The organism is Rhodococcus sp. AW25M09 (assembly GCF_000333955.1).
GTDB lineage: Bacteria > Actinomycetota > Actinomycetes > Mycobacteriales > Mycobacteriaceae > Rhodococcoides.
This window is the reverse complement of the sequence record NZ_CAPS01000069.1, coordinates 35,296-56,354: the sequence shown is the minus strand read 5'-3', so window position 1 is coordinate 56,354 and position 21,059 is coordinate 35,296. Positions and strand designations below refer to the sequence as shown.

The 21,059-nt window shown below is 65.0% G+C and carries 18 protein-coding genes; 8 read left to right on the top strand and 10 right to left on the bottom strand.

All coding sequences use genetic code 11. The features are described 5' to 3' along the window. Positions 1-499: 499 nt before the first annotated feature. From ndk to RHODMAR_RS13405, 7 genes are all read right to left on the bottom strand, one after another. A complete protein-coding gene (ndk, locus tag RHODMAR_RS13435; protein ID WP_042939098.1) occupies positions 500-913 on the bottom strand; it encodes a nucleoside-diphosphate kinase in 414 nt (137 codons plus the stop codon). Positions 914-980: 67 nt separating this feature from the next. Then, on the bottom strand, positions 981-1,370 hold the full coding sequence (locus tag RHODMAR_RS13430) for a DUF4233 domain-containing protein (protein ID WP_008715370.1): 390 nt from the start codon (positions 1,368-1,370) through the stop codon (positions 981-983). Beyond that, positions 1,367-2,797 (bottom strand): bifunctional tetrahydrofolate synthase/dihydrofolate synthase, encoded by a 1,431-nt coding sequence (gene folC, locus RHODMAR_RS13425; protein WP_008715368.1) that lies wholly within the window; start codon positions 2,795-2,797, stop codon positions 1,367-1,369. The genes RHODMAR_RS13430 and folC overlap by 4 nt, the downstream gene beginning before the upstream one ends. After that, positions 2,798-5,473, bottom strand: a complete 2,676-nt coding sequence (locus RHODMAR_RS13420) for a valine--tRNA ligase (RefSeq protein WP_008715367.1) — start codon at positions 5,471-5,473, stop codon at positions 2,798-2,800. Between the two features lie 9 nt (positions 5,474-5,482). Further along, on the bottom strand, positions 5,483-7,474 hold the full coding sequence (locus RHODMAR_RS13415) for a S9 family peptidase (RefSeq protein ID WP_008715365.1): 1,992 nt from the start codon (positions 7,472-7,474) through the stop codon (positions 5,483-5,485). 23 nt (positions 7,475-7,497) lie between these two features. Continuing rightward, positions 7,498-8,280: a SigB/SigF/SigG family RNA polymerase sigma factor gene (locus RHODMAR_RS13410; RefSeq protein WP_008715363.1), complete on the bottom strand. Its 783-nt coding sequence runs from the start codon at positions 8,278-8,280 to the stop codon at positions 7,498-7,500. Further along, on the bottom strand, positions 8,280-8,711 hold the full coding sequence (locus RHODMAR_RS13405; RefSeq protein ID WP_008715362.1) for an ATP-binding protein: 432 nt from the start codon (positions 8,709-8,711) through the stop codon (positions 8,280-8,282). The genes RHODMAR_RS13410 and RHODMAR_RS13405 overlap by 1 nt, the downstream gene beginning before the upstream one ends. 134 nt (positions 8,712-8,845) lie before the next feature. Between RHODMAR_RS13405 and malQ the strand changes: the two genes are divergently transcribed. Then, on the top strand, positions 8,846-11,029 hold the full coding sequence (malQ, locus tag RHODMAR_RS13400) for a 4-alpha-glucanotransferase (protein WP_008715361.1): 2,184 nt from the start codon (positions 8,846-8,848) through the stop codon (positions 11,027-11,029). Positions 11,030-11,101: 72 nt separating this feature from the next. After that, the gene (gene fdhD, locus RHODMAR_RS13395; RefSeq protein WP_042939094.1) at positions 11,102-11,947 is read left to right on the top strand and encodes a formate dehydrogenase accessory sulfurtransferase FdhD; all 846 of its coding nucleotides are present in this window, start codon (positions 11,102-11,104) and stop codon (positions 11,945-11,947) included. Here the strand turns inward: fdhD and RHODMAR_RS13390 are convergent. Both RHODMAR_RS13390 and RHODMAR_RS13385 read right to left on the bottom strand, forming a co-directional pair. After that, positions 11,924-12,571: a CoA transferase subunit B gene (locus RHODMAR_RS13390; RefSeq protein ID WP_008715358.1), complete on the bottom strand. Its 648-nt coding sequence runs from the start codon at positions 12,569-12,571 to the stop codon at positions 11,924-11,926. The two genes, fdhD and RHODMAR_RS13390, sit on opposite strands and share 24 nt — an antisense overlap. Next, positions 12,568-13,317 (bottom strand): CoA transferase subunit A, encoded by a 750-nt coding sequence (locus tag RHODMAR_RS13385; RefSeq protein ID WP_198289443.1) that lies wholly within the window; start codon positions 13,315-13,317, stop codon positions 12,568-12,570. The genes RHODMAR_RS13390 and RHODMAR_RS13385 overlap by 4 nt, the downstream gene beginning before the upstream one ends. Before the next feature lie 199 nt (positions 13,318-13,516). Here RHODMAR_RS13385 and pcaH point away from each other — a divergent pair, with 199 nt between their 5' ends. From pcaH to RHODMAR_RS13355, 6 genes are read left to right on the top strand one after another with little or no spacing between them, the layout of a single operon-like run. After that, the gene (gene pcaH, locus RHODMAR_RS13380) at positions 13,517-14,233 is read left to right on the top strand and encodes a protocatechuate 3,4-dioxygenase subunit beta (protein ID WP_008715355.1); all 717 of its coding nucleotides are present in this window, start codon (positions 13,517-13,519) and stop codon (positions 14,231-14,233) included. Next, positions 14,226-14,864, top strand: coding sequence for a protocatechuate 3,4-dioxygenase subunit alpha (pcaG, locus tag RHODMAR_RS13375; protein ID WP_008715353.1), 639 nt, complete (start codon positions 14,226-14,228; stop codon positions 14,862-14,864). Before pcaH ends, pcaG begins: the two co-directional genes overlap by 8 nt. Positions 14,865-14,887: 23 nt before the next feature. Continuing rightward, positions 14,888-16,234 carry a 3-carboxy-cis,cis-muconate cycloisomerase gene (gene pcaB / locus RHODMAR_RS13370; RefSeq protein WP_008715351.1) on the top strand — a complete coding sequence of 449 codons (1,347 nt, stop codon included), beginning with the start codon at positions 14,888-14,890 and terminating at the stop codon, positions 16,232-16,234. Next, positions 16,231-17,418, top strand: a complete 1,188-nt coding sequence (gene pcaDC, locus RHODMAR_RS13365; RefSeq protein WP_008715349.1) for a bifunctional 3-oxoadipate enol-lactonase/4-carboxymuconolactone decarboxylase PcaDC — start codon at positions 16,231-16,233, stop codon at positions 17,416-17,418. The genes pcaB and pcaDC overlap by 4 nt, the downstream gene beginning before the upstream one ends. Then, entirely contained in the window at positions 17,415-18,233 is an 819-nt protein-coding gene (locus RHODMAR_RS13360; RefSeq protein ID WP_008715347.1) for an IclR family transcriptional regulator, read from the top strand. The genes pcaDC and RHODMAR_RS13360 overlap by 4 nt, the downstream gene beginning before the upstream one ends. After that, on the top strand, positions 18,226-19,437 hold the full coding sequence (locus RHODMAR_RS13355) for an acetyl-CoA C-acetyltransferase (protein WP_008715344.1): 1,212 nt from the start codon (positions 18,226-18,228) through the stop codon (positions 19,435-19,437). The genes RHODMAR_RS13360 and RHODMAR_RS13355 overlap by 8 nt, the downstream gene beginning before the upstream one ends. A 97-nt stretch (positions 19,438-19,534) precedes the next feature. Here RHODMAR_RS13355 and clpX read toward each other — a convergent pair whose 3' ends face one another. Beyond that, a complete protein-coding gene (gene clpX, locus RHODMAR_RS13350; RefSeq protein ID WP_008715343.1) occupies positions 19,535-20,815 on the bottom strand; it encodes an ATP-dependent Clp protease ATP-binding subunit ClpX in 1,281 nt (426 codons plus the stop codon). Positions 20,816-21,059: the final 244 nt, after the last annotated feature.

Genomic DNA, 21,059 nt, shown 5'->3' with positions numbered 1-21,059 from the left:
GTCTCCTCGGGCCCCCGGGCGCGTTCATCCGAATTCGGGTGTGACGCGGCCACGCGAGGGCAATCCTTGTGTACTCACGTCGGGTTGGACGTCAGCTGTTCGGTCTTGCTCCGCACCCGAGCCGATGACCACTTCGGAGTTCTCGGTGGTCTACGACAGCGTGTGCGGTGCCTGGCTGGATGGTGGTGTCTCGGCGATCCGAGCGCCTGATCATCAAGCATGAACGCGAACGAGCCTGTCTCTCGTTCGAGCATCTGCGATGACGGGCAGCGGATAGACGACAGTCATCCGATCGAATCCACGACACCTGGCTAGCGAACTTCGGTGAAGCCTTGACTTCGGTGGAGCGTCGAACTGGTACTTACTTGTGCTGTGGAGTCGATCTGAGTCGAGTATCCCACACACGATGATGCGTACTTGCCACGCCGCTCCGATCGGGTATCGATCGGATGCGGCGTGACGGCCCGCGAACGGTGCTTTGTTGCCGGAGTCGGTGCGGTCAGGCCAGGCCGGGGAACCAGAGCGAGATCTCGCGCTCGGCCGATTCCACGGAATCCGAGCCGTGCACCAGGTTTTGCTGGCCATCGAGCGCGAGGTCACCACGGATGGTGCCGGGAACCGCCTTGGCAACGGGGTCGGTGCCGCCTGCGATCTGCCGGAAGGCCGCGATTGCGCGAGGACCTTCGAGGACTGCGGCCACCACCGGTCCGGAGGTGATGAACTCGAGGAGTTCGGGGAAGAACGGCTTGCTCTCGTGCTCTGCGTAGTGAGCCGAGGCCAGGTCGCGGGAGACGGTCTTGAGCTCGAGTGCGACGATGCTCAGTCCCTTCTTCTCCACGCGGCCGAGGATCTCTCCTACGTAACGCCGGGCAACTCCGTCGGGCTTGATCAGTACAAGGGTGCGGTCGGTCACGTCGACGACAGTAATGGACCCGAGCGCAGTCTCGCGCGGCGCATCGCCGAAACCGAGGGGTTCGGTGTCAGTCGCGTTGCCCCGGCAGCATTCCGCGCCGGATCCGCTCGGTGATGTCCCGGCGCAGGTACAGCAGATACAGCCAGACCGCGATGAAGATCAGGCCCACCGCCCCGATGGAGAGGTGGAACACGGCCCCGGCCAGCACGAACAGCTGGAGAATCAGGTTGAGCTTCATCGCCCACGGTTCCCCCTGCTTGCCGGCAGCGAGAATCATCACCACGGCCACGGCCACGATGTACGTCGTCGAGAACCAGGTCGCACCGCCGCCCAGGGTTGCCACCACCGGCAGCGCCAGCAGGGTCACGATGGCTTCGAGCACGAGAGTGCCCGCCACGACGCCGCGGAAGCCTTTCCACGGGTCGGTCGTGGGTGGTCTGAACTCTGCCTCGCTCACGCGGGGTCCTTTCCGAACAGGGTGCGAGCTGCTCCGACGGTCACCACGGATCCGGTGACCACGACGCCGGCACCGGAGACAGCTTCTCCCGGCTCGGCGACGTCCTCGGCCAGCCCGATGGCCGTCTCGAGGGCATCGGGCAGCGTCGACGCCACCACCACGCGTTCGTCGCCGAATTTGGCCACCGCGATATCGGCCAATGCGTCCACGTCCATCGCCCGCGCCGACCCGTTGTGGGTGACGACTATGTCGTCGAACACCGGCTCCAATTCGTCGAGAATGGCTCCCACATCTTTGTCCGCCATGACGCTGACCACCCCCACGAGTTTGCGGAAGTCGAACTCGTCGGTGAGGGCTGCGGCCAGTGCCGCGGCCCCGTGCGGGTTGTGCGCAGCGTCGAGAAACACGGTGGGAGCATTGCGCACCCGCTCGAGTCGCCCGGGATTGACGATCGTGGCGAACGCCCCGCGCACGGTGTCTTGATCGAGTTGACGCTCCGGGCCGGCACCGAAGAACGCCTCGACCGCCGCCAGCGCTAGCGACGCGTTGTGCGCCTGGTGTTCTCCGTGCAGTGGGAGAAAGATGTCGGTGTAGACCCCGCCGAGCCCCTGCAGTTCCAGTTGTTGGCCACCCACGGCGATCTGCCTGCCGAGCACGGTGAATTCCGAGCCGGCCCGCGCCACGGCAGCGTCCGCCTGCACCGCGGCCCGCAGTAGGACGTCGGAGACCTCGGGCTTCTGCTGAGCCAGAATCGCGACCGTGTCACGCGGCACCAGAGATTCCGGTGCCTTCTTGATGATCCCAGCCTTCTCCCCCGCGATTGCCGCCAGATCGTCGCCGAGGAAATCGACGTGATCGAGGCCGATAGGGGTGATGACGGCAACCTCTCCGTCGACGACGTTGGTGGCGTCCCAACGGCCACCGAGCCCGACCTCGACGACCGCGACCTCCACCGGAGCCTCGGCGAACGCCGCGAACGCCATGGCTGTGACCACCTCGAACTTGCTCATTCGCGGACCGCCGGCGGCCTCCGACTGTGCGTCGATCATGTCCACGAACGGCGCGATCTCGTTGTAGGTGTCGACGTAGAGCCGCGGTGAGACAGGACGACCGTCGATGCTGATGCGCTCGGTGGCCATCTGCAGGTGCGGGCTGGTGGTGCGTCCGGTGCGCCGATGAAAGGCAGTGAGCAAGGCGTCGATCATGCGGGTGACCGAGGTCTTGCCGTTGGTGCCGGCGACGTGGATCGACGGATACGCCTTCTGCGGCGAGCCGAGAAGGTCCATCAGTGCCGAGATTCGAGCAGTCGACGGCTCGATCTTCGTTTCTCCCCAGCGCTTGTCGAGTTCGGCCTCGACCAGCGCGAGTTCGGCCAGATCGACCGGACTCGGAGGCGGCGTCGGCAGGGCGTCGTCGGGTTCGGTCACTTAGGTTCCCATCGATTCGAGCCGCGAGGAGATGCGTGCGATCTCTTCTCCTGCGATCGTCTGGCGTGTTCTGATCTTGTCCACCACCGCATCCGGGGCCTTCGCCAGGAACGCCTCGTTGCCGAGCTTGCCGGAGGTCTGCGCCAGTTCCTTCTCCGCTGCCGCAAGATCCTTGACCAGTCGCGCTCGTTCGGCAACCAGGTCGACGGTGCCCGAAGTATCGAGCTCCACGACGACGGTGGCCTTGCTCAGCCGCACCTCCACCGATGCCGTCGCGTCGAAGTCGTCGCCGGGCTCGGTGAGCCGAGCGAGCGAGGTGACGGCCGAAATCTGCCTGTCGAGATCGGCTTCGGACACTCCGACGATGCGGGCCGCGACCTTCTGCGAGGGCTTGAGCCCCTGGTCGCTGCGGAACCGCCGGACTTCGGTGATGAGTCGCTTCATGTCCTCGATCCGTTGCGCAGCAACGTGATCCAGAGGCTCCGAGGCGGCGGTCGGCCACTCCGCGATGACCAGGGATTCACCGCCGGTGAGTACTTTCCACAGCGTTTCGGTCACGAACGGGATGACCGGATGCAGGAGGCGCAGCAGGGCATCGAGCACATTGCCGAGTACTCCGCGCGTAGCTGCGGCGATGGACTCGTCGGCAAACTGCACCTTGGCGATCTCGAGGTACCAGTCACACACCTCGTCCCAGGCGAAGTGGTACAGCGCCTCGCAGGCCTTGCTGAACTCGTAGCGATCGAAGGCCGAATCCACCTCGGCCCGAACCTGTTCCAGCCGATCCAGGATCCACCGGTCGGCATCGGTCAGCTCGCCTCGCGCGGGCAGTTCCGCCGGTGCGGCACCGTTCATGAGGGCGAACTTGGTCGCGTTGAACAACTTGTTGGCAAAGTTGCGCGAGGACTGCGCGTGGTCCTCTCCGACGGACATGTCGGCACCGGGATTGGCACCGCGAGCGAGCGTGAAGCGCAGCGCATCCGCCCCGAACCGGTCGACCCAGTCGAGCGGATCGATTCCGTTGCCTCGAGACTTGGACATCTTCTTACCGAACTGATCACGGATCAGCCCGTGCAGGAACACATCTCGGAACGGAACCTGCGGCCCCTGCTTACCCGCGGTGATCGCGTCGTCGGCTCCGACGTAGGTACCGAACATCATCATCCGGGCGACCCAGAAGAACAGGATGTCGTAACCGGTGACGAGAACGCCGGTGGGATAGAACTTCTCGAGATCGGCAGTGGCCTCGGGCCATCCCATAGTCGAGAACGGCCACAGGCCGGACGAGAACCAGGTGTCGAGAACGTCGGGATCCTGCGTCCAGCCCTCGGGTGCGCTCTCCCCCGGTCCGAGGCAGACGGTTTCGCCATCGGGTCCGTACCAGATCGGGATTCGGTGGCCCCACCACAGCTGGCGCGAGATGCACCAGTCGTGCATGTTGTCCACCCACGCGAACCAGCGCGGTTCCTGACTCTTCGGGTGAATGACGGTATCGCCGTTACGCACTGCGTCACCGGCGGCCTGCGCGAGGGTGTCGACCTTGACCCACCACTGCAGCGACAGGCGCGGCTCGATCGGCTCGCCGCTGCGCTCGGAGTGTCCGACGCTGTGCAGGTACGGGCGTTTCTCGGCGACGACGCGGCCCTGCTCGGCCAGAGCTTCACGAACCTTGACTCGCGCCTCGAAGCGGTCCATGCCGTCGAATCGTGTTCCGGTATCGGTGATTCGGCCGGCTTTGTCCATGATCGAGGGCATCGGCAGCGAGTGCCGCACACCCATCTCGAAGTCGTTGGGATCGTGAGCCGGGGTGATCTTCACTGCGCCGGTACCGAACTCGGGGTCGACGTAGTCGTCGGCGATGATCGGGATCTGCCGTCCGGTGAACGGATGCTCGAGAGTGGTGCCGACCAGGGCCTTGTACCGCTCGTCATCGGGGTGCACCGCGACCGCGGTGTCTCCGAGCATCGTTTCCACTCGGGTCGTTGCAACGATGACGTGTGGCTCGGCATCGTCGAGCGACCCGTATCGCAGCGAGACGAGCTCGCCCTCGACGTCCTCGAACTTGACCTCGATGTCGGAGATGGCGGTCTGCAGCACGGGCGACCAGTTGACGAGCCGCTCGGCGCGGTAGATCAAACCGTCGTCGAACATCCGCTTGAACATCGTCTGCACGGCCTCGGACAGCCCGTCGTCCATGGTGAAACGCTCTCGGCTCCAGTCGACACCGTCGCCGATGCGTCGCATCTGGCCACCGATGGTTCCGCCCGATTCGCGCTTCCAGTCCCAGACCTTGTCGATGAACGCCTCGCGGCCGAACTCTTCCTTGGTCTTTCCGTCGGCGGCGAGCTGCTTCTCCACCACGGTCTGAGTGGCGATACCCGCGTGGTCCATGCCCGGCAGCCACAGCACCTCGTACCCGAGCATGCGCTTACGACGGCTCAACGCATCCATCAAGGTGTGGTCGAGTGCGTGCCCCATGTGCAGGCTGCCGGTGACGTTCGGTGGAGGCAGCACGATGGAGTACGGCGGCTTGCCACTGGTGGCGTCGGCTTCGAAGTACCCGGCGTCGACCCAGGACCGATACAGCTCCGCCTCGACCGCACTGGGATCCCAGCTCTTGGGCAGGTCGATCGAATCGGCAGGGTTCGCTGAGGGCTCTGGCGCTGAACTGGTCACCCGGCGATTCTAGTGGCCGAGGATTCGTGGCATCGACGCGCTCTCGCCCAGCACGTGCTGCGCCAGGAATGCCAGCACGACCTCGTACCAGACCTTCGCGTGCTGGGGGCTCAGGATCCAGTGGTTCTCGCCCGGAAAATAGAGAAAGCGATGGTCGGTGTTGCCGTCGTCGTCGGCAGGCAGACCCGACTCGCTGAGCAGTTCGTACCACAGCCGCAGACCCTCGCCGATCGGTACGCGATAGTCCTTGTCGCCGTGGATCACCAGCATCGGCGTCGCGATGTCCGCCACGAACAGATGCGGGGAGTTCTCCACTGCCATTTCCGGGGACATCTCCCGCGCCCAGTACCATGGCGCATCGGTCGTAGGGCCGAACTGATCGAGCGCCCACAAGCTCGCATGGGTGACGATGGCGTCGAATCGATCGGTGTGTCCGGCGATCCAGTTCGCCATGTACCCGCCGAAGGATCCACCCATCGCGGCGGTGCGGGTGGCGTCGATATCGGGCCGCTCGGCAGCGACGTCGGTCAACGCCATCAGATCGGTGAAGGGCGTCTTGCCCCACGCTCCCCAACCACGCTGAACGAAATCCTGGCCGTACCCGGTGGACAGCGCCGGGTCCGGCAACAGCACCGCGTACCCCCGAGCGACCATCAGCCACGGATTCCATCGCCACGACCACGTGTTCCACGAACTGAGCGGACCACCGTGCACCCACAGCAGCAGCGGAGCGGGCGCGAGTTCGGACGCCCCGTCGGGCAGTGCGAGCCAACCGCGGACTCGGGCACCGTCGGCGACGATCGTGTCGACCTCGGTGAGAAATCCGGGTAGCGGGCCGTGGTCGATCGCGGTATCGAGTCGGGTGACGGTCCCGTCGGACAAATCGATCGACACCGGATGCGGGGCGGCCAGATACGACGCGGCGAGCGCCAGCACTCTGGTGCCGTCCGAGGAGACATGTACGCGGGTGTACGCATCGCCGGTGTTGGTCAGCCGGCGCGGCTCCGCGCCGCCGCGGACGACGAAAATCGGCGAGCGGCCGTCGTCGTCCGCAGTGACCAGCACTCCCGATCCGTCCGGTAGCCACACCGGATCCATCGGCCATCGATCCCAACCGGCCGCGAGATCGGAGACCGAGGAACCCTCGAAGTCGTACCTGTGCAACGTCATTCGCGGCGCATCCTCGGGCGTCGAGATCGACTCGCGCACGAACGCCACATATGCGCCATCGGGCGAGATCGCCGGCGCAACCAGGTCGGCGTCGACATCGTCGACGATCGTGGTGCGCTCCCCCGTTGCGGTGTCGATGCGCACCAGCACGGTTCGATTGGTCGCCAAGGCACCCGGCACCACCCAGGTCGATACGACGAACGAACCGTCGCTGCTGACATCGAACGTCGCCTCGTGCAGAGCTCCGGCCGCATCACCGGTGAGATCACGCAGCCCGGTCGGATCCCCTGTCGATCCCGCGAACAGGTGTGGGGTCGCGGGCCCGAGATCGTGATCCCAGAAGCGCACCGGAACACCTGTGTGCAGAATCGCATCCACTTTGTTCGCTTTGCGTTCGGTGCGCAGAGCGTCGTCGTCCTCGCCGGTGCTCGAGGAGCCGAAGACCGGGGAGAATCCGACCATCCCCTCTCCAACGGGTGTGGTGCGGATCCCACTCAGACCACCGGATCGAGTCTCGAGCACTCGCGCCTCACCACCGGCCGCGGGTAGGACCCACAGCCGCGCCGGCTCGTCCTTGTCGGACCGACGCGAAAACACCAGATCACCGGCGGCTGTGAACACCGGTGCACTCTCGCCCGACTCGCCGTGGGTCAGGCGTCGGGCAGGCGACCTGCCGTCGATATCGATCTCCCACAACGACGTCCGGTACTCGGTACGCGAATCATCGAGTGCAGCAACGACTGTCACCGCGCGAGAAAAATCGCGGGCTACGGCCAGATCCGTCACCCGCCGGGCTCCGATGTACTCGTCGACGTCGTGGTAGATGCTCATCGTCCGAGCCTAGCTTCACGAGTTCAGTCCTCGCCGAGGTCCTCGCGCAGTTGGGCGAGGGTACGAGCCAGGATTCGAGAGACGTGCATCTGCGAGATTCCGACCTTCTCGGCGATCTGAGTCTGAGTCATCGACCCGAAGAATCGAAGAACCACTATTCGACGCTCACGCTCGGGCAGCTTCTCGAGTGCGGGGCGCACGGCGAGATAGCTTTCCATCTTCTCCAGTTCGGGATCGTCGGCACCCAGGGTGTCCATCAGTGGAAGCCGATCCTCGCTCACCACCGAATCGACCGAGACGGTCTGATACGCGCTACGCGCAAGCAAGGCCTGAGACGCCTCCTTGACGTCGATTCCGAGTTCTGCGGCGATCTCGGTGGCGGTCGGAGCGCGACCCAACTTCTGCGACAACGATCCCACCGCCTGAGAGATCATCGAGTTCAGTTCCTTCATGCGCCGCGGCACCCGAACAGACCATCCCGCGTCGCGGAAGTATCGGCGCGCTTCGCCCATGATCGTGGGCACCGCGAACGAGACGAAGTCCGATCCGCGCTCGATGTCGAATCGATCCACAGCGTTGACCAAACCCAGGCGAGACACCTGCAGCAGGTCCTCGTGAGCTTCACCGCGGCCTCCGAAGCGGCGTGCGATGTGTTCGGCGAGCGGAAGGCAACGGGTGATGATGCGATCGCGCAATACTCGACGCTGCGCTGAATTCTCGTCGAGCGCCTGCATCTGCTGAATCATCGCGACGACGTCGCTGTAATCGTCGGACTCTCGCCGTGTGCTTCGTTCGTGCACCGGCACTAGACCTTGCTCCTCCGCTTGATCACGTCGATCGCGACGGTGCGACCGGCATCGCCTTCGACGGCGTCCTCGGCGCGCAACTCTATGGTGTCGGTCAGCGTTTGCAACACGTGCCAGCCGAAGCTGTCCTTCTTGGGCACGGACTCGGCAGACATCACGGACGTGACGACTATGCGGATTCCGGACTCGCCCACTGCGAACGTGCACGACAGCTCGGCGTCGGCAACCGAACCCTTGATCAATTGCGAACACACTTCGTCGACGACCAGCTTCACATCGGCGATGTCGTCGAGTGTGAAGTCACTGAGGACGACGAGAGTTTCCGCAACGGCACGAACCACAGGTAGTTGGTCGGCCTCGGCGCGCACCCTCAGCTCGACCGGGGCACCGGAACCTCGCTCCAGTTCTTCGATCTTGCTGACCCCAGCCATCCGCACTTCCCATCGTCGCCACGCAGTGGTTTACCGTTTGCCGACCCAGACTACCCAGCGAGTCACGTTTCAATCCTGGCAGCTCGGGAGCGGAGCCAGAAAGAGGAACGGTCGATGAACGTCCGCACGCCCGGATGACGCGGGGGCGGCGAACTGGCACGATCGACGCTGTGGATCACTCGGATGCGGACTACTCGCACGCACTTCGCTCGCTCGCCCGGCGACTCGGTACTTCGACCTCGTATCGAGGTTGGGACGACTCCGAACACGAGGTGAGCGACGACACATTGCAGCAGGTGCTCGCCGCGCGGGGCTACGCAACCGAGTCGTCCGAGGACGTCGAGCGAGCGCTGGCCGATATCGACGACGCCCCGTGGCGGCGTCTCCTCCCCCCGGTGGTGGTCGCCACGCAGGGTACCGAGGCGCTGGTGTGGGTGCATGTGCCGCACGGCAATCCAGTGGAGGTGTCGATGGTCTCCGAGGACGGCGAGCCCATCGACGTGACCCAAGCCGACGTCTGGTTCGATCCGCGTGAGGTCGACGGCCACCTGATCGGCCGCGCCACGTTCGTCGTTCCCGCGGACGCCCCGCTCGGGTGGCACAGTCTGACCGCGACGACGATCAGCGAGGACGACACGATCCGTACGTCGGACGCAACCGTGGTGGTCACGCCGAAGTCGTTGACGCCCAATGCAGAACTGGCAGATCGACAGCGAACCGGACTGCTCACGCAGCTGTACTCGGTGCGGTCGAAGCGATCGTGGGGCATCGGCGATCTCGGTGACCTCGAGGACATGGCCGACATCGCCGGTCGAAAGCACGGATTCGACTACCTACTGGTCAATCCACTGCACGCCGACCGACCCACCACCCCGGTGGAGGCGTCGCCGTACCTGCCGACCACTCGCCGATTCTTCAATTCGCTCTACATCCGAGTGGAGAACATCCGTGAGACCGCGCTGCTCTCGCAGAAACAGTTCGACAAGGTCCTCCGCGCGGCGAACCGGTTCGAGAAGGCGAACAAGCGAACCAAGAAACTCGATCGCGACCGGACGTTCGAGGCGAAACTTCGTGCTCTCGAACGCGTTCACAAGGTAGAACGTAGCCCGGCCCGTGAATCGTCGTACCGCGCGTTCATCGAGCGCGAGGGGTCCGGCCTGCGCGATTTCGCCGTCTGGAGCGCCCTGGCGGAGAAGTTCGGTCCGCACGATGCGGCGTGGACCGATCGAGCGGCGCATCCGAGAACCGACTTCGTCCTCGAACAACGCACCAAGCTGGCCGAGCGCATCGATTTCCACATGTGGCTGCAGTGGATCTGCGACGAGCAGCTGGCCACCGCGCAACGCGCTGCGCTCGATGCGGGGATGGACATCGGCATCATGCACGATCTCGCTGTGGGTGTGGCCCGGGGCGGAGCCGACGCCTGGGCGCTCGGTGACGTGCTGACCTCGGGGGTCACGGTGGGTGCCCCGCCGGACAATTTCAATCAACAGGGCCAGAACTGGAATCAGCCACCCTGGGATCCCGATCGCCTCCGGGAGATGGCATACATCCCGTACCGCGACATGCTGCGCACGATCCTTCGCCATGCCGGCGGTATCCGAGTCGACCACATCCTGGGCCTGTTCCGTCTGTGGTGGATTCCGCAGCAGGCCGAAAACGCCGGTAGCGGAACGTATGTCGAGTACGACCACGAGGCACTGATCGGCATCCTGGCCCTCGAAGCCGAGCGTGCGGGTGCGGTGGTGGTCGGAGAGGATCTCGGTGTCTTCGAGCCGATGGTCCAGGCGTACCTCACCGAACGGGGCATCTTCGGTACTTCGATCCTGTGGTTCGAGGCCGACAAGTCGGGGCCGATTCCGCCCGAGGACTACCGCAGCCTCTGCCTGACGTCGGTGACCACGCACGATCTGCCGCCCACGGCGGGGTACCTCGATGGCGAACACATCGAACTGCGGTCACGTCTCGGGCTGCTCGAACGTGACATCGATGCCGAAAAAGAGGTCGACGCAGTCCAGCGCGAGGCGGTACTCGACCTGGCGCGCGAGCGAGGATTGCTGGCCGCCGATGCAGACGGTCGTGAGACGGTCGAAGCCCTGCACCGTCTCGTCCAGCGCAGTCCGTCACTGCTGATCGGTGTGGCTCTCGTCGACGCAGTCGGCGAACACCGCATCCAGAACCAGCCGGGTACCGACGAGACCCAGTACCAGAACTGGAAGGTCCCGTTGGCGGACGCGGACGGCAAGCGTGTGCTGGTCGAGGATCTCGTCGACCACCCCCGGATGGTCTCGTTGGCGGCGGCTATGGCTACCGAGTAGACCGACCGGTCACACCGGGGTCCACAATCGAAGAATGAACTACCGAGATCGTCCCGTAGACAGCCGGTACTGATGGGCCGCATCACTGCTCGCAGACCAGTGGTTCGGTTGCGGGGCGAACACCGCGTCGAACGCCCGGACACCCTGGTGGTGGAAGAGCCGCTCGAGTTGCGGGTAGACGGCAAGGCATTGGCCGTCACCATGCGAACTCCGGGCCACGACGTCGAGCTCGCGCACGGCTTCCTGCTCACCGAAGGCGTGATCGCCTCGGGTGCCGACATCGCTGCCGCTCGATACTGTGACGGGGTCGACGACGAGGGCGCGAACACCTACAACGTTCTCGATGTCACGCTGGCCGACGGCGTCGCTCCCCCGGAGACGGGCGTCGAACGGAATTTCTACACCACGTCGTCGTGCGGGGTGTGCGGCAAGGGATCCTTGGACGCGATTCGACTGCGCACCAAGCATTCCCCCGCGTCAGACGCCGTCGTCGTCACGTCGGAGATTCTCTTCGGGCTACCCGATACGCTGCGCGCGGCGCAGAAGGTGTTCGATGCGACCGGCGGCCTGCACGCCGCCGCTCTGTTCACGGCCGAGGGCGAGATGTTGGTTCTGCGCGAGGATGTCGGACGCCACAACGCCGTCGACAAGGTCGTCGGTTGGGCGGTGACCAACGATCGGATTCCGGCTCGCGGCTCGGTGCTGATGGTCAGCGGCCGCGCCTCGTTCGAGTTGGCCCAGAAAGCCGTGATGGCGGGGATTCCGATTCTCGCGGCGGTGTCGGCCCCGTCCTCGCTCGCAGTCGACCTCGCAGCCGAATCGGGCCTGACGGTCATCGGCTTTCTTCGCGGTCGGTCGATGAACATCTACTCGCGAACCGACCGCGTCGAAGTATCAGACGATGGCGTCGATCAGTAGCTCGGCTGCAGTCGCGTTCACGACGTCGTCGACGGACACACCCGGTGCGGTCTCGACGAGGCGCAGGCCGTTGTCGGTGACGTCGATCACGGCCATGTCGGAGACGATCCTGTGCACACAGCCCTTACCGGTCAGTGGCAGCGTGCACTGCTGGAGAATTTTCGGCTCACCCTTACGCGAGACGTGCTCCATCATCACGATCACCCGCTGCGCTCCGTGCACGAGATCCATTGCGCCGCCCATGCCCTTGACCATGTGCCCGGGGATCATCCAGTTGGCCAGATCACCGGTAGCGCTGACCTGCATCGCGCCCAACACCGCGATATCGACCTGGCCGCCACGGATCATTCCGAACGATTGCGCGGAGTCGAAGTAGGAGGCACCGGGAAGCACCGTGATGGTTTCCTTGCCCGCATTGATGATCTCGGCGTCGAGTTCGTCCTCGGTGGGATACGGGCCGACTCCGAGCACTCCGTTCTCCGAATGCAGGATCACCGAAATGTCGGTGGGGATGTAGTTGGGCACGAGCGTCGGCATACCGATGCCGAGGTTCACGTACTGTCCGTCGCCGAGTTCCTGTGCCACCCGAGCAGCCATCTGTTCGCGGGTCATCTTCTCGCTCATGCTCGTACCGTCCTCTGCTCGATGCCGACCTCGACCGGGCCGACGTGGACCACCCGCTGCACGTGAATGCCCGGCGTGTGCACCTCGTCCGGACCGATCTCGCCGGGTTCGACCAAGTGCTCGACCTGAGCGATCGTGATGCGCCCCGACTCTGCCGCAGGCGGATTGAAGTTTCTCGCGCTGGCGTGGAACACCAGGTTTCCGTGTCGGTCGCCCTTCCAGGCGTGCACCAGCGCGTAATCGGCAACGATGCCGCGCTCGAGCACGTAGGTGACGCCGTCGAATTCGCGGGTCTCCTTCGGCGGGCTGACCAGAGCAATGCCGCCGCTGCCGTCGTATCGCAACGGAAGTCCCCCATCCGCAACCTGTGTCCCGACTCCCGCGGGTGTGAAGAAGGCAGGAATGCCGGCACCCCCCGCTCGAAGTCGCTCGGCGAGAGTGCCCTGCGGAGTCAGTTCGACTTCGAGTTCTCCGGAGAGATACTGCCTCGCGAATTCCTTGTTCGAACCCACGTAGGAGCTGATCGTTCTGCGAATCCGGTGCTGCGTCAGCAGAACTCCCAGACCGAATCCATCGGTTCCACAGTTGTTGCTGATGGTTTCGAGATCGGTGGCTCCTTGCGCGAGCACCGCGTCGATCAGGATCTCCGGCACTCCGACCAAACCGAATCCCCCGACGGCGATCGAGGATCCGTCCGGGACGTCCGCTACGGCTTCGGTGGCGCTCGCCACGACTTTGTCCAACATGAGAGCGACGCTACCCGACTTCGTGCGATATGTGAACACATAGCCACCATGCGAACATTTGCTACGGTCGCTCTTGCGCCGTCGACCCATCTCGACCTAGTGTTGTTCGCATAGCGGCGCACCGTCCGCAATGCGCACATCTCAGCCGACGTCGAGATGTCGTCATCCCGACCACGCCACGGATCGTGAGGACCCCTCGATGCTTCATCTCCCGCCCGACTATCGGGATCGACCGGGTGCCGATGCCCCGCGAGACTTCGGCGACTACCGCACCACCACGCTCCGACACCCGGCGCAGCCGCTGACCCTGCTCCCCCAGCGACTGACCGAAATCACCGGCCCGGTGCTGGGCGAGGGACGGATCACCGCCGCCGACGCCGACCTGACCCTGGCGAACAGCGGCGAGGCACAGGGTCAGCGGATCATCGTGCACGGCCGCGTACTCGACAGCGACGGCAAAGCAATCCCCAATACTCTCGTCGAGGTCTGGCAGGCCAACGCGGGCGGACGGTACCGACACTCCGGTGACCGCTGGCCGGCACCGCTCGATCCGCATTTCAACGGAGTCGGCCGAGTGCTCACCGACGCACAGGGCCACTACCGATTCACCACGATCAAGCCCGGTGCTTACCCCTGGGGCAACCACCACAATGCCTGGCGCCCCGCTCACATTCACTTCTCGCTGTTCGGCCAAGCGTTCACCCAACGGCTGGTAACGCAGATGTACTTCCCGGACGACCCGATGTTCTTCCAGGACCCGATCTACAACGCCGTGCCCGAAGACGCCCGTGCTCGAATGATCAGCGTGTTCGATTACGAAGCAACGCAGGAAAATTGGGCGCTGGGCTTCCGGTTCGACATCGTGCTGCGCGGCCGGGGTGCCACCCCCTTCGAGGAAGACGACCACGATGACTGAACCAGAGTTCGCGCCGCGCTACCCCGTGGTCACCGGAGCCGACTTCACCACCGCGTCGTTCGGTCGGACCCCGTCTCAAACGGTGGGCCCGTACGTCCACATCGGCCTGCTCTGGCCCGACGGTGAGCACGTGGTGCCGCCAGGATCCGAGGGAGCCGTCGACCTGACGTTCACGCTGATCGACGGATCTCGAAACCCAGTGACCGACGCCATGATCGAGACCTGGCAGGCAGATGCCGACGGACGGTTCGATCACCCCGACGATCCGCGAGGCGCGGTTGCGCCGCGTACCGAGGGTTTTCGCGGGTTCGGGCGCGCGTTCGCCGACGAGACCGGGACGATGTCCGTCACGACGATCAAGCCGGGTCCACTACCCGCCGAGAACGGCACCGTCGAGGCTCCGCACATCGACGTCGGGATCTTCGCCCGCGGGATGCTCGAGCGTCTGGTGACGCGGATGTACTTCCCCGACGAGATCGAGGCGAACGAGGTCGATCCTGTGTTGGCCGCCTTGCCGGAGCACAAGCGTGCCAGACTCGTCGCACGTGCGGTCGACGGCGGCTATCACCTCGATATCGTCGTGCAGAACACCGACCCCGACGGCGACGAGACTCCGTTCTTCGCGCTGTGAAGAACGATTCGCGAAGGAGGACGATGGCATCCGAGCGAGGTGCACTGTTCGACCCGACGTTCGGTAGCGATGTCATCGCACCGATCGTCGGCGACCGTGCCTGGGTCACTGCGATGCTCGACGTCGAAGCGGCACTCTCGCGAGCCGCCGCCGCGGCCGGGCTCGTGGACCTCGATCACGCGGCCATTGTCACCGCTGCCGCAGCGGAACTCGGGTCGACACTGGACATCGCACGGCTCGGACTCGACGCGGCTGCCGGAGGAAACCCGGTAATACCTTTGGTGCAGCTACTTCGCCAGGCGGTGTCCCCGTCCGCAGTGCCGGCCAGCGCCGTGCATCCCGGTGCCACCAGCCAGGACATCATGGACACTGCGCTGATGCTCGTCTCGCGAGAAGCGCTCACCGCGATCGAGTCCTTGCTCGACGACGCCTGCCGCGCTGCACGCGAGCTCGCGCAGACGCATCGCAGCACACCCATGGCGGCCCGCACTCTGGGCCAACAGGCGTTGCCCACCACGTTCGGGCTCGTTGCCGCGAACTGGGCATCGGGTCTGTACGGTGCGCGCACGCGTCTGACTGCGGTTCGACGAGCATGTCTCGTGCAATACGGCGGAGCCGCAGGCACTCTCGCTGCGGTTCATCCGCACGGGCCGGCCATCGCCGCCACGCTCGCTGCCGAATTGGACCTGGCTCCGCAGGTAGCGCCCTGGCACACCGATCGCGCAGTAGTCGCTGACCTCGCATGCGCCTTGGGTACGGCCGCCGGCTCGATCGGGAAGATCGCCGGGGACATCGTGTCGATGGCCGCTACCGAACTGGGCGAGGTGTCCGAGGATGCGCCGGGGGGATCATCGGCGATGCCCCACAAGCGCAATCCCGTTGCTGCCATCACGGCCCGCGCGGCGACTCGCCGCGTCCCCGGGGCAGTGTCGACGGTTCTGTCGAACATGGATCACGAACACCAGCGCGCTGCCGGAGCCTGGCACACCGAGTGGGAGACGATCACCGATCTGCTGCGCCTCACCGGCGGGGCGGCACACCGCATCGCCGCAAGCCTCGACGGATTGCACGTCCATCCGGAGAACATGGCCCGCAATCTCGACGCGACGGGTGGGGCGCTGCTGGCCGAACGCGTCACCACGGCTCTGGCACCGCACACCGAGCGGGCCCGCGAGATCGTGACTGCTCGATGCGCGCTGGGCGCACCCTTGGACAGCGATCCCGCCATCACCGAATTCCTCTCGCCGTCGAGAGTGCGCGAGCTACTGGATCCAGCCGCGTACCTCGGCCACGCGCCCGATCTCGTCGACGCGCTGCTCGCGCACGAGGTCGCCACCGAGAACATCACAGATTCGAAGGGTTCACGATGACCGTTGCACTCGCTCACGAACGCACCGAAGGACCGCACCCCGATTCGGACACCGTGGTGCTGATCGGCTCCCTCGGCTCCGACCGGTCCATGTGGAACCCGCAGGTCGGATCGCTGTCGGCGTCCGCTCACGTTCTCGCTGTCGATATCCGTGGTCACGGGCAGTCTCCTGTTCCGGCCGGTCCGTACTCGATAGCCGAGCTCGCCCAGGATGTTCTGACCCTGCTGGACTCCCTCGCTCTGGTGCGGGTGCACGTGGTCGGCCTCTCGATCGGCGGAGCCATCGCACAATGGATCGCCATTCATCGTCCCGAGCGAGTGCGGACACTGACCTTGCTGTGCACCTCCGCCAAGTTCGGGGAACCGACGCAGTGGACCGACCGCGCTGCCACCGTCCGCGCGTCGGGAACGTCCGCATTGGCCGATGTCGCGCTCACTCGCTGGTTCACCGCCGAGCTCCTCGCTCGCGACAGCGATCTCGCCGAACGCCACCGTCGGATGATCGCCGATACTCCAGACGAGGGCTATGCAGCATGTTGCGAAGCGTTGTCCCAGTGGGATTCTCGTGCAGACCTGACACGGATCAGCGCTCCGACTCTCGTCCTGGCCGGTCTGCAAGATCCCGCGACCACACCGGAGGATCTGTTGGTCATCGCCGACGGCATCGCTGGATCGACGTACCGAGTTCTCGACCCCGCCGCGCACCTGGCCAACGTCGAACAGGCCGGGCCGGTCACCGCGGCCATTGCCACACATATCGGATCGACTGCATGTTCCGTCGGCCGCGCGGCCGCCCACGACACCGGTATGACGGTGCGTCGCAGCGTCCTCGGCGATGCGCACGTCGACCGAAGCATCGCCGCCCGCACCGACTTCACCGCGCCGTTCCAGGATTTCATCACCCGCACCGCGTGGGGCGACATATGGAACCGACCCGGACTCGATCACAAGACCCGCCGACTGCTGACTCTGGCGATTCTGACGGCCGTGGGCAATCAGCACGAGCTCGATATGCACATCCGGGCAGCTCTGCGCGCCGGATCGGAACCGGACGAACTGGCCGAGGTGTTCCTGCACACCGCGGTGTACGCGGGAGTTCCGAACAGCAACAGCGCCTTTGCGCTGGCGAACGCAGCAATTGCCGAGGCCTCCACCGCGGACGACACCGAATCGGTCGACTCGTGACCTCGGCCGACCCGGCACCGTCCTCGGACTACGTTCAGTCGCTCGGCCGCGGCCTCGCCGTGATTCGAGCCTTCGACGCCGAGCATCCGCGTCGAACACTCTCCGACGTCGCACGGGCAACCGAGCTCACTCGCGCCACCGCCCGACGGTTTCTGCTGACGCTCGTCGAACTCGGTTACGTCCGCACCGACGGTTCCCTGTTCTGGCTCACTCCGCGGGTTCTGGAACTGGGCTACAGCTACCTGTCGAGCCTGTCGCTTCCGGAGGTCTCGGGGCCGCACTTGGAGGCGCTCGCCGAGCGGGTGCGCGAATCATCCTCGGTCTCGATTCTCGACGGCGACGACGTCGTATACGTCGCGCGCGTTCCCGTCAGCCGCATCATGACGGTCGGCATCAACATCGGTACTCGATTCCCCGCGTTCGCCACCTCGATGGGTCGAGTGTTGCTGGCCGGGCTGCCCGCCGACGAACTCGCGACCTACCTCGATCGAGTCCGGCTGACTCCCCTCACCGGCAAAACCGTCACCACCCCCGACGCGCTGAGGCGCGAACTCGAACGCGTCCGAAGCGAGGGCTTCTGCCTGGTGGATCAAGAACTCGAAGAGGGCTTGCGGTCCATCGCGGCTCCGATCCACGACGGGAACGGCGCAGTCGTCGCGGCGGCGAACGTTTCGACCCAGGCTGCGCGGCACTCCGCCGACGCAGTGCGCACCGAACTTCTCCCAGCCCTGCTCGACGCCACCCGCGCCATCGAGACCGACCTGATCCGGGTCGGCGCAGGAACCAACGACAAGCGAGGAAACAACCATGCCTGATGCCGTGATCTGCGAGCCACTGCGAACACCGGTCGGCCGCTTCGGTGGCCAGTTCCGCGACATCTCCGCCCAGGCGTTGGCCGGCACCGTCATCGCCGAACTCGTGGCCCGAACCGGTATTTCCGGTTCCGATATCGACGACGTGATCCTGGGACAGGCATCCCCCAACGGCGATGCACCGGCCATCGGCCGGGTAGCCGCGCTCGATGCCGATCTGGGGATCGACGTACCCGGTATGCAGATCGACCGCCGCTGCGGATCCGGACTGCAGGCAGTGCTCCAGGCGTGTATGCAGGTGCAGTCCGGCGGCAACGACCTCGTCCTGGCGGGCGGTGTCGAGAGCATGAGCCAGACCGAGTTCTACGCCACCGGCATGCGCTGGGGTGTCAAGGCCGAGGCAGTGGCTCTGTCGGACCGACTTGCACGTGCGCGAGTGACCGCAGGAGGCAGGAACTTTCCCGTACCCGGCGGCATGATCGAAACCGCAGAGAACTTGCGAGCGGAATTCTCCATCAGCCGCGCCGATCAGGATGCACTCGCGGTGCAATCCCACCAGCGCGCGGTCGCTGCACAGAACAGCGGCGTGTTCGCCGAGGAGATAGTCGGAGTATCCGTCCCGCAACGTAAGGCGGATCCGATGCTCGTCACCACCGACGAGCACCCGAGGGCCGACACCACCATGGAGTCCTTGGCGAAGCTGAAGGCGATTCGTGCGTCGATCGACTCCGAGTCGACCGTCACCGCAGGAAACGCCAGCGGTCAAAACGACGGTGCCGCGATCGCCATCGTCACCACCCCGGAAAAAGCTGCTGCACTGGGCCTTCGACCACTGGCTCGACTGGCCGGCTGGGGTGTGGCCGGAGTTGCCCCGCGCACAATGGGCATCGGACCGGTTCCCGCCAGCGACAAAGCGCTCGGACGCCTCGGCCTGAGCCTCGACGACATGGGGATCATCGAACTGAACGAGGCCTTCGCGGCCCAGGCCCTCGCCGTCACCCGATCCTGGGGCATCGAGTCCGATGACCCTCGGCTGAACCCACACGGTTCCGGCATCTCGCTGGGCCACCCCGTCGGTGCCACCGGGGCCCGAATCCTCGCCACCTTGCTCCGGGAGATGGCCCGCCGCGAAGTCCGCTACGGACTGGAGACGATGTGCATCGGCGGCGGCCAAGGACTGGCAGCGGTGTTCGAGCGAATCGCCTGACGGTCGGCTGATCTGTTCGCACAACATTGCCCACAACGAAAGCGAGCCCCGATCGTCGTCTTGATGATCGGGGCTCGGTCGTGAAGCACTTCGTTCGTCAGGCCGACTTGTCGCGGCGCTCGGGACGTTCGGGCTTGCGCGGCACGATGGTCGGCAGCACGTTGTCGTTGACCGTTTCCGCAGTGACGACGACCTTCTCGACATCGTCGCGGCTGGGGATGTCGTACATCACCGGCAGCAGAACTTCTTCCATGATGGCGCGAAGACCACGAGCACCGGTGCCTCGAAGAATCGCCTGATCGGCAATCGCGTCCAGGGCCTCGGCGGTGAACTCGAGCTCGACACCGTCCATGTCGAACAGTCGCCGGTACTGCTTGACGAGCGCGTTCTTCGGCTCGGACAGAATCGTCACGAGCGATTCCTTGTCCAGATTCGTCACCGACGCGATCATCGGCAAACGGCCGATGAACTCGGGGATCAGACCGAATTTGATCAGATCCTCCGGCATCACCTCCGCGAAGTGATCCTGCGTGTCGATCTCGGCCTTGGAGCGAACCTCGGCACCGAAGCCGAGTCCGCGCTTGCCGACGCGATCGGAGACGATCTTCTCCAGACCCGCGAACGCACCGGCGACGATGAACAGCACATTGGTGGTGTCGATCTGGATGAACTCCTGATGCGGATGCTTGCGACCGCCCTGCGGCGGCACGCTTGCCTGGGTTCCTTCCAGGATCTTCAGCAACGCCTGCTGCACACCTTCACCGGATACATCACGCGTGATCGACGGGTTCTCGCTCTTGCGGGCGATCTTGTCGACCTCGTCGATGTAGATGATGCCGGTCTCGGCGCGCTTGACGTCGTAATCCGCAGCCTGGATCAGCTTGAGCAGGATGTTCTCGACATCCTCGCCCACGTAACCGGCCTCGGTGAGCGCGGTCGCGTCAGCGATGGCGAACGGCACGTTGAGCATCTTGGCCAACGTCTGCGCGAGATACGTCTTTCCGCACCCTGTCGGCCCGAGCATCAGAATGTTCGACTTCGCCAGCTCGACGGATTCGCCCCGCACATCGCGAGTCTTGTCGCCTGCCTGGATGCGCTTGTAGTGGTTGTAGACCGCGACCGCCAGCGTGCGCTTGGCCGCGTCCTGGCCGATCACGTAGTTCTCGAGAAAGTCCTTGATCTCCGAGGGCTTGGGCAGGTCGTCGAGCTTCACTTCGCTCGACTCGGCCAACTCCTCCTCGATGATCTCGTTGCAGAGGTCGATGCACTCATCACAGATGTACACCCCTGGTCCAGCAATGAGCTTCTTGACCTGCTTCTGGCTCTTGCCGCAGAACGAGCACTTCAGCAGATCGCCACCGTCACCGATGCGTGCCATTCGGAGGTTCCTACTTCCTTGTCCGCGTACGACCCACGCCGTCGGAGTGTGCCGAAACCGCCGTGGAACTGTTTCTCGGCCGTTCGTCACGCCGAGATCGATCGCCCGAGTTGTTGGGTGCGACGCTACCCGTGTTCGCCGAACATGGGCGGGTTGTTTCCGGTGATTCGCCCACCCGATTTCACCGATTACCGTATTCGGGACGACGATCGCGGCCGCCGGGCGGAGTTTCTCACTCGCGCCC